We start from the raw sequence: 15,268 nt of genomic DNA on the forward strand, positions 1-15,268 counted from the left end.
ATTGAGTTAATGACCCATCCTTAGTTAAATGAAACCTCTCCCTTATGGAGAGGTTTTTTTATGGATGAAAAAAGGGTTTTTAATGCAAGGATGGATAGTAATTCCAGTCTCTTTAGCCTATTTGGGCGTGTTATTTCTGATCGCTTGGTATGGAGACCGGCAGGTTCGTTGGCTATCGCGTTGGCGTCCATGGATCTATAGCCTTTCGATTGCAGTGTATTGTACTTCTTGGACTTTTTATGGAACGGTCGGGCAGGCGAGCAATAACCCATGGTCCTTTTTACCCATTTATCTCGCCCCCATTCTGGTTTTTACACTGGGGTGGCGGATCTTGGCGCGGTTGATCCTGATTGCGAAGCGTGAACACATCACTTCAATTGCCGACTTTATCGCGGCTCGCTATGGAAAATCTCAAGGCTTAGCGGTGGCGGTGACCGTGATCGCTGTGGTCGGTATTCTTCCTTATATCGCGCTGCAACTGCGTGGTATCACCATGGGGCTAGATATTGTTGCGCCAAACCTAGCGGCTGATTTCGGTTATCAGGATTATCACGTGTCTTGGTTTGTGGTCGGTGCTTTGGCCATTTTTACCATGCTGTTTGGTACTCGGCACATCGATAACACTGAGCATCACCGTGGCATGATGATGGCTGTAGCGTTTGAATCCATCGTTAAGCTTGCAGCATTCCTGATTGTTGGCCTGTTTATTATCTACCTGGCGATGAGCAGTGACAAAATTGATTTGTTTGATGTAGCGGCTTCCACCTACGAATCGCCCAATATTCCGACCTTAATTATTCATACCGTTTTGACCATGTTGGCGATTGTCTGTCTGCCACGCCAATTCCACACCATGGTGGTTGAGAACGAACGTCCTCAAGATTTGCATACTGCTCGCTGGTTGTTTCCACTTTATCTGATTTTAATGGGCCTGTTTGTGCTGCCAATTGCTTGGGCAGGACAAGGGCTGCTTACCGACATGCCAGCTGATACTTACGTGATCAGTGTGCCAATGGCAGAAGGTGCTAATCACATAGCTTTGTTGGCTTTCCTCGGAGGTACTTCGGCGGCGAGTGGAATGGTGATTGTCTCAACCATCGCATTAGCGATCATGGTATCAAATGATTTAGTGATGCCACTGTTATTGCGCCGTATGCGCCTAACTCAAAGAACCCATCGACATTTTTCAGGCCTGTTATTGGTGATTAGACGCGGGTTGATTTTACTGCTGTTACTGGGGGCTTGGCTGTTCTATCAAGCGCTCGATACCATTCACTCCCTGTCGGCGATTGGCTTTCTTTCCTTTGCGGCGATTGCTCAATTCGCGCCAGCACTTATTGGTGGTTTGTACTGGCGTCCGGGTAACCGCAAGGGGGTTTATGTTGGCTTAATGGTGGGCTCGTTGATTTGGCTTATCACCCTGATGAGCCAAACCAGTATGCTGGCAGGCGATAGCGAAAGTAACTTACTGCTGTGGATTATCACGCCGCCGGAACTGCTGAGAAGTTGGGATGTTAGCAGCTCAAATTGGGGCATAGTGCTGAGTATTTTACTCAATACCTTGTGCTATGCCGTGGTTTCGATGGTGACCAGACCAAGCTTAAGTGAGCGTTTACAATCGGCTGCTTTTATTGGCACACCATTACCAGAGAATGAGAACATCAGCCTCTATCAGAGCCGTGTGACGGTCGCTGAATTAGAGATGCTGGCGTCACGTTTTGTGGGGCGTAAGCGTGCTAAAAGTGCTTTGCAGAGTTATTGGCAGCAGCACGGACAGCCGCTACTTCCTAACCAACAAGCGCCCGCAAGCCTGATTCGACATGCAGAACGTGTGCTCGCTGGGGTATTCGGTGCATCTTCCGCTAAGTTAGTACTTACTTCCGCTCTACAGGGAAGAAATATGCAGCTTGAGGAAGTAGCAACCATCGTTGATGAAGCTTCGGAATTGTACGACTTCAGTCGTGGTTTACTTCAAGGAGCGATTGAACATATAGGCCAAGGCATTGCAGTAATAGACAAACAGATGAGGCTGGTGGCGTGGAATCAGCGTTACCTTGAACTGTTTGAGTTCCCTATGGGTCTGATTCAGGTTGGGCGACCCATTTCAGATGTGATTCGCCATAATGCTGAGCAAGGTTTGTGTGGCCCGGGCGACCCAGAAGATCACGTTCGACGCCGTGTTTATCACCTTGAACAAGGCACTCGGCACACCTCTTCTCGTATTCGTCCTGATGGTCGAGTGATTGAGGTGCAAGGTAACCCAATGCCAAGTGGTGGCTTCGTCATGAGCTTTACCGACATCACGGTTTTCAGACAAGCAGAGCAAGCGCTAAAAGATGCCAATGAAAGCTTGGAATCGAGAGTCCATGAGCGAACTCAAGAGCTCGAAAAGCTCAACCAACGCTTAGTTAAAGCGACGCAAGTCTCTGACCAAGAATCGCAGTCTAAGAGTCGTTTTCTTGCTGCCGTGAGTCACGATTTGATGCAGCCGCTCAATGCTGCGCGTCTATTTGCTTCTTCCCTTTCTGAGGTGGCAAAAGAGCAAGAGGAGAAGCAACTTTCCTCTCATATCGAAAGTGCGTTGGGTGCGGCTGAAGACCTGATTGGCGACTTGCTTGATATCTCTCGATTGGAGTCAGGAAAATTAGAAACCAACATTCACGCAATTGCTGTGCATGATGTGCTGACCAATTTGAATGCTGAATTTAGTGCTTTGGCAACGCAGCAGAAGATCCAATTCCAGATGATCCCTTCGTCATTGTTTATTCACTCGGATCCTAAATTATTGAGACGTGTGATTCAGAACTTTTTGACCAATGCCTTTCGCTACAACCCGGAGGGTAAAGTAGTCCTCGGTGCAAGACGAGTGAATGGTCAGGTTCGAATTGATGTGTGGGATAACGGAACCGGTATCGACGAAGACAAGCAACAAGAGATCTTCGAAGAATTTACTCGTGGTAGCCAAGTGCGTGCTGATCAGGGGTTAGGGCTAGGATTAGCCATCTCCAAAGGCATTGCCCATGTGCTTGGTCATCAAATATCGATGCGTTCATGGCCGGGTCAAGGCAGCGTATTTTCCATCACCTTAGCGAGAGCTGAAAAGGTGGCTCCGGTTGTGCAAGCTTCTACGCCAATGGCGACCAGCGACATCGAGCATCTGAAAATACTGTGTGTCGATAATGAGCGAGAAATCTTGGTCGGTATGGAGAACTTGATTGGTCGTTGGGGCTGTGAGGTTAAGACCGCCGTCGACTTAGTCGAAAGCTTGCAGTGTCTCGATGATGATTGGCAGCCTGATGTGATTTTCTCGGATTACCGTCTTGATAATGGCAGAACGGGGCTTGAAGTGTTGCAGCAGTGCCGCTTGCGCCTTGGTGACTCTTTTGAAGGTGTCATCATCAGCGCCGATAGAACCGATGATATGTTGGCTGCGATAAAGGCCAACAGCTTCAGCTTTATTGCCAAACCAGTGAAGCCGCTAAAACTCAGAGCGGTCTTAAATCGGGTGAGCTAATTAGGAATAATCAGCTCGAATTTCTAATTAATGAACGGATGTAGAAAAGGCCTCGGATGAGGCCTTTTTTGTTTCAGTAAGGATCGTTAATGCCTGTTCGCTTTTTAACTAACTAGATAAATAACTAGCTAGCTAACCTGCAATACCACCCTGCGTCAGTGTGGTTGGGTTGAGCAGTTTGCTGAGTTCTTCTCGGCTAAGATCGGTTTCTCTTTCTGCCACATCAAGAATCGGTAAGCCTTCTTTGTAGGCCTTCTTGGCAATATCTGCTGCTTTTAGGTAGCCAATCACAGGGTTGAGCGCCGTCACTAGAATTGGGTTCTTTGAAAGCGCTAAATCGAGATTGTCTTGGCGCACGGTGAAGGTAGCAATCGCTTTATCAGCCAGTGCGACTGAGCTGTTTGCTAACAACTCTATGCTTTCTAGAACGTTATGAGCAATAACCGGCAGCATCACATTCAATTGGAAGTTACCCGATTGGCCAGCAATCGTGATCGTGGTGTCATTACCAATCACTTGCGCTGCTGCCATGGCTGCAGCCTCTGGAATCACAGGGTTGACCTTTCCTGGCATGATAGACGAGCCCGGTTGCAGCGCTTGTAACTCAATTTCCCCTAAGCCAGCCAGCGGGCCTGAGTTCATCCAGCGAAGATCGTTTGAGATCTTGAGGATCGCAACTGCTGCAGTTTTAAGCTGACCAGAAAACGCAACGATCGCGTCTTGGCTGCTGAGGTTAAAAAAGAAGTTTTCACTCGAGGTAAAACTGATCTTTGTCGATTGAGACAGGTTACTTGCAAACTTATCGGCAAAGCGTGGGTCGGCATTGATCCCCGTACCAACCGCTGTGCCACCTTGAGCAAGCGCTTTGATTGCTGGCAAGCTGCTTTCTATCGCTTGCTTGGCATGTTCAATCTGAAATTTCCAACCGCCTAGCTCTTGAGCAAAGGTAATCGGCATCGCATCCATTAGATGAGTACGGCCAGTTTTGACTACCTCAGCAAGTTCATGTTGTTTGACGGTAAGTGCCGCAGAAAGGTGGGTAAGTGCAGGCAACAGCTTATTTTCTGCCATCAAAGCGACACTGACTTGGATTGCTGTTGGCACGACATCGTTACTGCTTTGACCCATGTTGACGTGATCATTGGGGTTCACGTCGCCTTGCAGGCTTCTTGAAGCGAGTGTCGCAATCACTTCGTTAGCATTCATGTTAGAGCTGGTGCCAGAGCCCGTCTGATAGACATCAATAGGGAATTGCTCGAGGTGTTTACCCTCAATGATCTCTTGGCTGGCTTCGGCAATTGCGTTCGCAATATCACCTTCTAATAAGCCTAATTGAGCATTGGTATCGGCTGCTGCCTGTTTAATCAGCGCCAATGCTTGAATAAAGCTGGTTGGCATCTTGTGTGAACTAAAAGCGAAGTTATCTGCTGCACGCTGAGTTTGTGCTTGGTATAGCGCCTCGGTAGGGACTTTAACTTCGCCCATGCTGTCTTTTTCAATCCGAAATTGTAGGGTCATCTTCTATCCTTGTTAGCCAAGTGGGGCTTGGACTTGTTGTAGTGTTTGACTGAGATTCAAAAAACGCGCTTGTCCTTGCGGTTGCTGGCAGTAGTGGCGTTTCAAATAAAATAACGGTGAGTGAATAGAGTCTAGGCAGATATGACGAAAGGCGAAACTACGGTCAGGAGACTCAATCGCTTCAATCAAATGAAAGAAAACTTGGCGCAGATACAGCTCGCACAACAAGATGTTTTCTTGGGCGGCATGCTTTTCATAGTAAGCCGAAAGCGTGAGTGCACACTCGATATACTCTCGAATTACAAACGGCTCATGGCCTTGAACTTGTTCTAATGAAGCAAAGCGATCTTGTGCTTTGTAAAACCTCGAATAGAGAACCTGCTGCTCTTTCATCATCTGCATCTCATTAATGGATGTTAATGATAATTATTATCAAATGAGATTTTAAAAACAACCCTTTGTTTCTTTTTTTTATAAAATGAGCAGGAAAAGAAAAAGCCGATACATGAAGTATCGGCTTTCTTAGAATCAGTACCTAATCCCTACAATGTAAGTACTGATTCTTTTTCTAAGTGCTTACTACCTAGTGACTAAGTAGCGAGCTTCTTAATGGTCGTGAGCTTCACCTGCACCTTTCGGGTAACGGATGTTCTCAACCATATCTTGTACATCTTGTGGTACTTCAGCCGTTACTTTGTTTACAGCAATTGATACTACGAAGTTTAGACACATACCTAGCGTACCGATGCCTTCTGGGCTGATACCAAACCACCAGTTTTCCGGTGTGCTTGCTGCTGGGTTAATGAACTTGAAGTAGATGATGTAGCTTGCTGTGAAGGCAATACCTGACAACATACCTGCAATTGCGCCTTCCTTGTTCATCTTCTTGTAGAAGATGCCTAGGATAATCGCTGGGAAGAAGGATGCTGCGGCTAAGCCGAAGGCAAACGCTACTACCTGTGCTACAAAGCCTGGTGGGTTAATACCCAAGTAACCTGCACCGACAATTGCGATCATGGCAGCCAAACGAGCGGCTAACAGCTCCTGCTTGTCGGTCATGTTTGGTCTGAAGCCTTTCTTCAACAAGTCATGTGAAATCGACGTTGAGATAACCAGTAGCAGACCTGCGGCTGTTGATAGTGCGGCTGCTAGGCCACCGGCTGCAAGCAGTGCTACAACCCAGTTTGGTAGTTTCGCTAGCTCTGGAGAAGCCAGTACGATGATGTCACGGTTAATCTTCATCTCGTTGCGCTCATCGCCCGAGTAGAACATTTTTCCATCGCCGTTCTTATCTTCCCAACCAACTAGGCCAGTGTTTTCCCAGTTTTTATACCAGCTTGGCGCATCTGTTGCTGCGACACCTTGCATGTCTGGGCCGTTAATCGTTTCGATCATGTTTACACGAGCGAAGGCTGCAACGCCTGGTGCTGTTGTGTATAGCAATGAGATGAACAGTAGTGCCCAACCTGCTGAGATACGAGCATCACGTACTTTTGGTACCGTGAAGAAACGAATGATTACGTGTGGAAGACCGGCAGTACCGACCATTAGAGCCGCACAGATGAAGAAGACATCTACCATGCTCTTGTTACCTTCGGTATAGGCGGTAAATCCGAGCTCTTCTGTTAGTCCATCCAGTTTATCAAGTAGGTATACATCTGTACCTGATAGCGTTGAGCCCATACCAACTTGTGGAAGTGGGTTACCCGTCATCATGATTGAGGTAAAGATTGCTGGAACAAGGAAGGCGAAAATGAGGACACAGAATTGAGCTACCTGCGTATAAGTGATGCCTTTCATGCCACCCAGTACTGCGTAGAAGAACACAATACCCATACCAATGATGATGCCTAGGTTAATATCAACTTCTAGGAAACGAGAGAATACAACGCCAACACCACGCATCTGGCCTGCAACGTACGTGAACGATACGAAGATTGCACAGAATACCGCTACCATACGTGCTGTTTTCGAGTAGTAACGTTCACCGATGAAATCAGGAACCGTAAACTGACCGAACTTACGTAGGTAAGGTGCTAAACATAGCGCAAGTAGTACATAACCACCTGTCCAACCCATTAGGTAAACCGCACCGTCGTAACCAACGAATGAGATGATACCTGCCATTGAGATGAATGATGCTGCCGACATCCAGTCAGCGGCTGTTGCCATGCCGTTTGCGACTGGGTGTACGCCGCCGCCTGCAACGTAGAATTCACTCGTTGTTCCAGCGCGAGCCCAGATTGCGATGCCGATATATACTGCAAAAGTAATACCGACGAGAATAAACGTCCAAGTTTGAATATCCATGTTCTAGCCTCTAGTCTTCCTGTACGTTGTATTTTTTGTCCAGCTTATTCATGCGAACAACGTAAATAAATATCAACGCCACGAAGGTATAAATTGAACCTTGTTGAGCGAACCAAAAACCTAGCTTAAATCCGCCAAATTGAATGGTATTTAGGACATCCACAAATAAGATGCCAGCGCCATAAGACACCACAAACCATATTGCGAGTAGTGTTCCCATTATTCCCAAGTTTTCCTTCCAATAGGCTTGAGCATGTTCCGTAGATTCGAACGCCATTGCCTTCTCCTTTATTCCGTTTCGTAGAAACCGTTTTTGTTAAACCGTTTATGTAAAATATCCGTGTTAACGTAATGTTACGACTTAGAATGTAGCAAGGATAAGTCAAGGGATCTGTGCAACTTTAGTCGGGATGGTATTAGCGCTAATCTACTGAAATATGGGAGCTAGGAGACATAACCATAGAAAAGCGTGATGTTGCAGTGATGTTAAATTAGCCAAAGGTCTAACAAAAATGGATGAATTAGAGTGCGAGTCATAAAATTTAACAACTAAATGACTGAGAAACGGTATTTAGTCCTGCCTATGACACGAAGCGAAACATAAGTTTGTTATAGTAACTGCGGTACTTTTAACGGCCGTGCCTTGCTTAACGGCAGAAGATCAACAAGCTAGTGGCAAAAGATCAATAGGCTTAAAGCTCGAGTTTTATTCTTTGGGGGAACGAATTGGACGCAATAACCATTAACCACTTATTTTTGACTGGTGCCGTACTCATCGCCATCAGTGTGCTTTTTTCACAAGTGTCCTCTCGATTGGGCGTTCCGATTCTTTTGATCTTTTTGTTCGTTGGTATGTTAGCGGGCGAAGATGGCCCTGGGGGCATTAATTTCGATGATTACTCACTGGCCTACTTGGTGAGTAACCTTGCGCTTGCTGTGATTCTGTTGGATGGCGGGATGCGAACCAAGGTCGCAAGCTTCAAAGTGGCTTTCTGGCCGTCACTATCACTAGCCACAATAGGTGTGGCATGTACCGCAACCCTAACGGGCTTAATGGCGGCTTGGCTGTTCGATCTGTCACTGATGCAGGGCATCTTGGTTGGCGCTATCGTCGGTTCGACTGATGCAGCTGCGGTATTTTCTCTGTTGAAAGGGCAGAGCCTCAATGAACGTGTTGGCTCAACCCTAGAGATCGAATCTGGTACCAACGACCCAATGGCGGTCTTCCTGACGGTCACTTTAATCGCGCTACTCGGAACCCCAGATGCCGAGATGGGAATGAACTTCCTACTGAAAAGTTTCACGATGCAGTTTGGTATCGGCACCCTTGTTGGCATCGGTGGTGGTTGGGTGTTATGGAGCCTAATCAATCGAGTGCAGCTGGCTGATGGTCTGTATTCGATTCTCGTGCTCAGCGGTGGTGTGGCTCTGTTTGCGTTCTCTAACATGCTTGGCGGCAGCGGTATCTTGTCGATTTATCTAGTGGGCTTGTTCATTGGTAATCGTCCGACGCGCTCTCGACACTCTATTCTCAATGTTCTTGATGGCATGACGTGGCTAAGCCAGATCGTGATGTTCTTGGTGTTGGGTTTGTTAGTGACGCCATCGACATTGATGGACATTGCACTTCCTGCGTTGGCATTGGCCTTCGGTATGATTTTATTTGCTCGCCCGCTGTCTGTTTGGTTAGGTTTACTGCCGTTCAGAAGCTTTACCACCAAAGAACGTTGGTTTGTTTCCTGGGTGGGTTTACGTGGCGCAGTACCGATCATTTTAGCGGTTTTCCCGATGATGGCTGGCCTACCTAATGCTCAGCTTTACTTCAATATCGCCTTCTTCGTGGTTATGGTTTCGCTGATTGTTCAGGGCGGCAGTCTAATGAAAGTCGCAAGACTCGCTAAAGTGACTCTACCACCGATGCCAACACCGATTTCTCGTACCGGTATGGAGATTTATCCGACCAGTGAGTGGGAGATGTTTGTCTACAAGCTGAAAGAGGAAAAGTGGTGTGTTGGTGAACCGCTCAAGCGTTTATCGATGCCTGAAGGGACGCGCATTACCGCACTGTTTCGACAAGATGCCATGCTCCACCCATCGGGCAGTACCGTGTTAGAGGCGAACGATATCTTATGTGTGCTTGGTCAAGACAAAGACCTAGACAGCTTAAGTGCGCTATTCAGTGAGGCACCTCTAGCAGAAGAAGCGGCACGATTCTTTGGTGATTTCTTCTTGGATGTTGAGCTATCGGTTGCTGCCGTGAGTGATTGTTATGGTATTGAACTAGGCTCGGAAGAAGAGCGAGAAATGACGCTAAAACAATTGGTGGATCAGGAGCTTGGTGCACACCCTGTCTTGGGTGATAGTTTTGAATGGCATGACATCACTTGGGTGGTTGCAGATATCGATGATCATAAAGTCGTCAGGTTGGGGTTATGTTTACCTAAGACGACTTTAGAAGAGGGTATCAATGAAGTTTAATTGTGGACTTCTTGTAGCAAGATAACCGCCTGAGTTCGGTTTTTCACATCCAGTTTACGGAAGATGGCCGTCATATGTGCCTTGATGGTCGCTTCCGAAACATTCAATTCATACGCGATTTGCTTGTTCAGCAGGCCGTCCGATAGCATCCCTAATACCTTGTACTGCTGAGGCGTCAGTGTGGAAAGCTTTTCCGCAAGGTCGCTACAGGCTGCGTTGTTGGTGATCAGGCCTTCTGGGAAGAACGGGTCGCCATTAAGCACTTGATTCAGTGCACTGACCAATTCTCGCATATCACTCGACTTAGGAATAAAGCCAAAGGCACCGTGGCTCTTCACCTGAGTGACCACGCTAGCATCCTCGCTGGCAGAGATCACTACAATCGGTAAATCTGGATATTCAGCGCGCAGCTGAATTAAGCCAGACATCCCATTGGCACCCGGCATTTTAAGGTCGAGAAGCAATAGGTCGGGTTCATCTTCTTTTTTTAGTAGGGTCAGTAAGGCATCGAGGGAATCAGCCTCAAGCAGGTTCGCACCGCTGATCGCCATGTGTACTGACTGAAACAGGGCGTTGCGAAAAAGAGGGTGGTCATCAGCAATGATGATGGTATAGGTCGAGTCCATGACGTTCATACTTTTAACAATTTAGTTAATATTTATTATCATCCTGATTGAGTATGTGAACAATATTTATGCATTAAAAGTCTGAACCATATCGACTTTTATCCCCAGAATAAGAAAGCGTTACTCTGAATAACAAAAAAGCCGCACAGCCATCTCGTTACGAAGGGGCGGTGCGGCTTTCGTTTAAGCGGATATTCTGTTGAATATTGCCGTTATAGCTGGTGGTCTTGCATGTGTTTTAAGAATACATCTGCAGGCATAAAACCGGTGACACGAGCATTTGGAACATGGTTGCCCTCGCCATCCCAGAACTCTATGGTTGGCAAGCCGAGTACCTGTAATTGTTTAAGCAGTTCAATATCTTGAGGCATGTTTCTTGTTACGTCAGCCTGAAGAAGAACAAAGTCAGAAAGCTTATTCTCGACATCAGCTTGATGGAAGGTGTACTTCTCAAACTCTTTACATGCGACACACCAATCAGCGTAGAAATCGAGCATCACTGGTTTGCCGAGTTTTCTTGCTTCGATGAGTTGGATTTCTAACTCTTCGACCGTGTTGACGCGAGCAAATTGGATTTGTTGTTCAATCACTACGCTCTTTTCTGCGAACCAGTAATTCAATGCAGGTTGCGCTGAAGCGAACAGGCCGAGCATTGCGATGATACCCACAGCGCTCTGTTTCCAACCACCGAATGGCAGTGCATTCTTGCTGTGGTAAAGCCAACCAAAGGCGATGAAGCCTAATCCAGACCAAAGCACGGTTGCCCACAATTCAGGAATAATTCGCTCTAGCAGGAAGATAGGCGCTGCCAGCAAGATAAAGCCGAATACGATCTTCACTTTGTCCATCCAACTGCCTGCTTTTGGCAGTAGCTTATTACCAAACACCGCAACCAAAATCAGCGGAATACCCATACCCATGGCTAACGCATAAAGAGCAATCGCTCCGGTTAATAGGTCGCCACTTTGAGCGACATACAGCAGCGCACCTGACAGTGGAGCAGTAGTACAAGGTGAGCACACCAAGCCCGAGATAGCCCCCATCGCGAACACGCCCAAGGTATTGCCACCTTGTTGCTTGTTACTTTGGTTGTTGAGCCAAGTTTGGATGCTGCTTGGCAGTTGTAGGTTATAAACGCCGAACATCGACATCGCCAACGTTACGAACAGAACACTCAGCGCGATTAATACGTAAGGATGCTGCATCGCAGCTTGGAACTGCATGCCTGCTGAAGCAACCACTAAACCCAATAAGGTGTAGGTCAGCGCCATGCCTTGCACGTAGATGAAGGACAGCATCAGCGCACGACCTTGGCTGAGCTTGCCGCCACCCAATACAATACCCGTCAGAATTGGATACATAGGCAGGACACACGGCGTAAAGGCTAAGCCAACACCCAGTGCTAAGAATAATAATGGCGTCCACCAACTGTCACCGAGTTTATCGGCTAAGCCTGCTTCTTTTGAAACGGGAGCATTGGTTTGTTGAGTGGTATTACTTGCTGTGTCAGCTGCAGGAGAAGAGGGGTGTACTGAATTATCAGCTTCACCAGCTGCATCATAAGAACCTTGTAAGACATCACTGTTTTGTACATCACCACTGCTTTGCTCATTACTGCTTTTTATATCCCCAGGATTCGTCGCAGTAAACGGTTCAATGTCGATTACTCGAGTCTCTGGTGGGTAGCAGAAACCAGCGTCCGCACAGCCTTGATACTTAACGATCAGCTGTGAACCATCTTGGTAACTCTGTAGAGGAACTTGCACGAATAACGGCTGAGTATAGATGCTCACCTCACCGAAGAATTCATCTTGGTGTGGTTGGCCATCTTCCATTTCAACATTGCCGATAGCGAGATTTTGGCCAGTGAACGAGAGGCTGTGTTGATAGAGGTAGTAGCCCTCTTTTACTTGCCAGTCGAGAAGGACCTTGCCGTCTTGCTGGTAGTAATTGAAAGGGAAAGCTTGGTCTACAGGGACAAAACCGTTGTTATTGCCTCCGAAGCTTGGCTCGGCGTTGTCGTTTCCAAAAAGCGCCCACGCAGGCTGAGTGAACAGGGAAACACAAACAAAAAGTAATGTGGCAAGTCGTCGCATACTATTAGTCATCAAAATGGAGTTGAAGGTATCTTAACTCAATCAGACCGTAATAGTTTGTGATTAGTTTCATCTGAAAACAAATATCCGCTAGGGCGGGTGGGCTATTTTCTGGGGCAATCGAGAGAGTGCGCGCCGCTCAACATGAGTTGTCAGTCCTTGCCAATAAGACATTTAAGCAACACCCAAGCGTGCTCTTACGACTTGTTCGCAAGCATCAATATTCGTAGTGTCTTTCGGAATAATTAACACCGTGTCGTTGCCACCAACAGTTCCGATAATCTCGGTATGTGGGTCGATATCAACCAATCTTGCGACTAATTGTGCGCAACCAGGGTTTGTTTTTACGATCACCATTGCTTGGTTGTGAGTAATTAATTCGATTTGTGATGAGATTGACGCATCGACACGTACCGGTGCGCTTTCTACGGTGATGCAGTAAACCTTTTTCCCACAGGCGTTCTGAATTTTGACAACACCTAGTTGTGACAAAATGCGAGACACAGTCGACTGGCTAATACCTGTATAGCCAATGTCGACGAGTTTCTCTCGCAGCTGGTTCTGGGTTGAGAAGCTTTGCTGTTGTAGTAAGCGTTTGCACGCTGCAGTCAGTGTTTTATCTTCAGCTGAATACAAGCAACCGTGCTCAGTGATTTGGTTCATGAACAACTCCTTTAAGGCCAACATGTGGATATCGCTTGTCCATAGCGCAGAACGCACTCCCAAAGCCGTAGAGTACGATTGTTAATTAGGGCTTACCGATGAATCCCGAAATAAATAGGAAGGGTATGCGTGATGTATGATCTTCTATTCATTCAGTCTACCACTAAAGAATAGTTATCTTTTTGAAGGTGATCACCAAACAAAATTCTGGTTATTTGCTTTTTTTGTGGAATTTTATTCTTTTGGTAAGTGGATATTTATTCCGGGTTAGGAATAAATATCCATGTAGTTTGAGCGGTTTCTTTTACGAAGGTAAGAGCGCTAAGGGCTAGCGGATTTCACTCATGATCTCGCGAGAGAATACTTTTTCACAATAGTGACATTTTAGTTGTACGTTTTCGTGTTTTAGCTGCACTTTAAAGTTACTTTCAACGGGTTCACCGTGCGAAATACAGTTGCTATTCGGGCAAGTGTACACACTGGTGATTTGGTCTGGCAGCACAAGTGTCAGCTTGTTAACGACCTTGTACTCCTCAATCTGATTCACCGTTGCCTGCGGCGCATACAGAGCCAATTGGTTGGCTTGTTCCTTAGTCAGAAAGATGTTCTCAATCTTGATGAGGTCTTTATTGCCGAGCGCAGATGATGGCAGATTTAATCCCATTGTGATGCGTTGTTCTGTTTTGTGTAGCTTAAACAGTTTAAGGATTTTGATACCAAGATGAGCAGGGATGTGGTCAATCACGCTGCCGTTACGGATCGCTTCTACTTGTAGCTGAGTTTGTTTAACCATGACTGTTTCTCCTGCTTATAAAGTGTCGTTAAGAACTAGGGCCAATAGAGCTTCGCGAGCGTATACACCGTTTTCAGCTTGTTCGAAGTAGTAAGCGTGTGGCGTTTTATCTACGTCGGTTGTGATTTCGTCGACACGTGGTAATGGGTGAAGCACTTTCATGTTTTGGCGTGCCTCTTTCAAGGTATCGGCGGTTAGAATGTAAGCCGACTTCATGTGCGCGTATTCTGACGCATCAAAGCGCTCTTTCTGTACGCGAGTCATGTATAGAACATCCAGCTCAGGCACCACTTCTTCAATGCTGCTGTGGGTACTGTATTGGATCCCCATCTCTTCCAATTCTTCACAGATGTAATCAGGCATCGCTAACACTTCTGGCGCGATAAAGAAGAAACGCACGTTATTGAATTTTGATAGTGCTTGCGTCAATGAGTGTACGGTGCGGCCATATTTTAGGTCGCCGACGAACGCCACATTAAGGTTATCGAGCGTGCCTTGCGTTTCGTAAATCGAGAACAGATCCAATAAGGTTTGCGTTGGGTGTTGGTTGGCACCGTCGCCACCATTCACAATTGGCACACCGTTAGAAAATTCAGAAGCCAAACGTGCTGCGCCCTCTTGTGGGTGACGCATCACAAAAGCATCAACGTAAGAAGAAATAACCTGCACCGAATCGGCAAGTGTTTCGCCTTTTTTCGCTAGCGATGTGTTACCGCCATTATCAAAGCCGATGACGGTGCCGCCAAGGCGTTGAACTGCGGTTTCAAATGAAAGGCGAGTACGAGTTGAAGGCTCAAAGAAGCAGCTCGCAACGACTTTATTTTTCAGCAGCTCAGGGTTTGGTTCAGCCTTGAGCCTTGCTGCGGTATCGACGATAAGCTCCAGTTCATCACGAGATAGCTCTGGAATGGAGATGATGTGCTTGTTAAATAACGAATGCGCCATAACGGGTCTTCCTTCTATGCATACAGTCAAATTGCGGATAAAAAAAAGCCCCCTAAAAATAGGAGGCTTCGAAACGATCAATAGAGAAAAATAAAAATGACACCAACGCCACTTTAGGGCGTGTTGGTTGACAATCATGTGCGACAAAATTGCGGTTCATTTTTTGCTCTCTTAAGACAAATTGCGGAGGATTATACTCAGATAAAAACGCCATGCAATACTTTCTGTAAAGTATTCATTTAATGGATTTTTATGCGAAATAACATCCATTTTGTTCTCCCATTTAAGCCTTTGTTGGAACTGAGAGTTGCAGGCTTTTTCAGGA

11 protein-coding genes are annotated in these 15,268 nt (G+C 46.6%); 2 read left to right on the forward strand and 9 right to left on the reverse strand.

Annotated features, from left to right (window positions below; all coding sequences use genetic code 11):
* The first annotated feature begins 82 nt into the window (after positions 1-82).
* Entirely contained in the window at positions 83-3,514 is a 3,432-nt protein-coding gene (locus K08M4_RS00955; RefSeq protein WP_086050370.1) for a hybrid sensor histidine kinase/response regulator, read from the forward strand.
* Between the two features lie 132 nt (positions 3,515-3,646).
* Here K08M4_RS00955 and K08M4_RS00960 read toward each other — a convergent pair whose 3' ends face one another.
* The 4 genes from K08M4_RS00960 to K08M4_RS00975 form a co-directional block, all read right to left on the reverse strand.
* Positions 3,647-5,032, reverse strand: coding sequence for a class II fumarate hydratase (locus K08M4_RS00960; protein WP_086048583.1), 1,386 nt, complete (start codon positions 5,030-5,032; stop codon positions 3,647-3,649).
* Between the two features lie 12 nt (positions 5,033-5,044).
* The gene (locus tag K08M4_RS00965) at positions 5,045-5,428 is read right to left on the reverse strand and encodes a hypothetical protein (RefSeq protein WP_086048584.1); all 384 of its coding nucleotides are present in this window, start codon (positions 5,426-5,428) and stop codon (positions 5,045-5,047) included.
* 210 nt (positions 5,429-5,638) lie between these two features.
* On the reverse strand, positions 5,639-7,342 hold the full coding sequence (locus tag K08M4_RS00970) for a sodium:solute symporter family protein (protein ID WP_086048585.1): 1,704 nt from the start codon (positions 7,340-7,342) through the stop codon (positions 5,639-5,641).
* Between the two features lie 10 nt (positions 7,343-7,352).
* Positions 7,353-7,619: a DUF4212 domain-containing protein gene (locus K08M4_RS00975; protein WP_004729726.1), complete on the reverse strand. Its 267-nt coding sequence runs from the start codon at positions 7,617-7,619 to the stop codon at positions 7,353-7,355.
* 449 nt (positions 7,620-8,068) lie between these two features.
* Between K08M4_RS00975 and K08M4_RS00980 the strand changes: the two genes are divergently transcribed.
* Positions 8,069-9,820: a potassium/proton antiporter gene (locus K08M4_RS00980; RefSeq protein WP_086048586.1), complete on the forward strand. Its 1,752-nt coding sequence runs from the start codon at positions 8,069-8,071 to the stop codon at positions 9,818-9,820.
* On the opposite strand, the gene K08M4_RS00985 is transcribed toward K08M4_RS00980, so the two are convergent.
* From K08M4_RS00985 to pyrB, 5 genes are all read right to left on the reverse strand, one after another.
* Positions 9,817-10,446, reverse strand: a complete 630-nt coding sequence (locus tag K08M4_RS00985; protein ID WP_012604978.1) for a response regulator transcription factor — start codon at positions 10,444-10,446, stop codon at positions 9,817-9,819. The genes K08M4_RS00980 and K08M4_RS00985 overlap by 4 nt on opposite strands.
* 212 nt (positions 10,447-10,658) lie before the next feature.
* Positions 10,659-12,542, reverse strand: a complete 1,884-nt coding sequence (locus K08M4_RS00990) for a protein-disulfide reductase DsbD (protein ID WP_086048587.1) — start codon at positions 12,540-12,542, stop codon at positions 10,659-10,661.
* Positions 12,543-12,716: 174 nt separating this feature from the next.
* The gene (locus K08M4_RS00995) at positions 12,717-13,205 is read right to left on the reverse strand and encodes an arginine repressor (RefSeq protein ID WP_009844705.1); all 489 of its coding nucleotides are present in this window, start codon (positions 13,203-13,205) and stop codon (positions 12,717-12,719) included.
* A gap of 328 nt (positions 13,206-13,533) precedes the next feature.
* A complete protein-coding gene (gene pyrI / locus K08M4_RS01000; protein WP_065207424.1) occupies positions 13,534-13,998 on the reverse strand; it encodes an aspartate carbamoyltransferase regulatory subunit in 465 nt (154 codons plus the stop codon).
* 15 nt (positions 13,999-14,013) lie between these two features.
* Entirely contained in the window at positions 14,014-14,943 is a 930-nt protein-coding gene (gene pyrB, locus K08M4_RS01005; RefSeq protein WP_086048588.1) for an aspartate carbamoyltransferase, read from the reverse strand.
* Positions 14,944-15,268: the final 325 nt, after the last annotated feature.

The organism is Vibrio syngnathi (genome assembly GCF_002119525.1).
Taxonomy (GTDB): Bacteria; Pseudomonadota; Gammaproteobacteria; order Enterobacterales; family Vibrionaceae; genus Vibrio; species Vibrio syngnathi.

Excerpts from the sequence above, each read along its gene's own strand:
- K08M4_RS00955 (WP_086050370.1), top strand. The coding sequence starts at position 83 with ATGCAAGGATGGATAGTAATTCCAGTCTCTTTAGCCTATTTGGGCGTG.
- K08M4_RS00995 (WP_009844705.1), bottom strand. The coding sequence starts at position 13,205 with ATGAACCAAATCACTGAGCACGGTTGCTTGTATTCAGCTGAAGATAAA.
- K08M4_RS00990 (WP_086048587.1), bottom strand. The coding sequence starts at position 12,542 with ATGCGACGACTTGCCACATTACTTTTTGTTTGTGTTTCCCTGTTCACT.
- pyrI (WP_065207424.1), bottom strand. The coding sequence starts at position 13,998 with ATGGTTAAACAAACTCAGCTACAAGTAGAAGCGATCCGTAACGGCAGC.
- K08M4_RS00975 (WP_004729726.1), bottom strand. The coding sequence starts at position 7,619 with ATGGCGTTCGAATCTACGGAACATGCTCAAGCCTATTGGAAGGAAAAC.
- K08M4_RS00985 (WP_012604978.1), bottom strand. The coding sequence starts at position 10,446 with ATGGACTCGACCTATACCATCATCATTGCTGATGACCACCCTCTTTTT.
- pyrB (WP_086048588.1), bottom strand. The coding sequence starts at position 14,943 with ATGGCGCATTCGTTATTTAACAAGCACATCATCTCCATTCCAGAGCTA.
- K08M4_RS00965 (WP_086048584.1), bottom strand. The coding sequence starts at position 5,428 with ATGATGAAAGAGCAGCAGGTTCTCTATTCGAGGTTTTACAAAGCACAA.
- K08M4_RS00970 (WP_086048585.1), bottom strand. The coding sequence starts at position 7,342 with ATGGATATTCAAACTTGGACGTTTATTCTCGTCGGTATTACTTTTGCA.
- K08M4_RS00960 (WP_086048583.1), bottom strand. The coding sequence starts at position 5,032 with ATGACCCTACAATTTCGGATTGAAAAAGACAGCATGGGCGAAGTTAAA.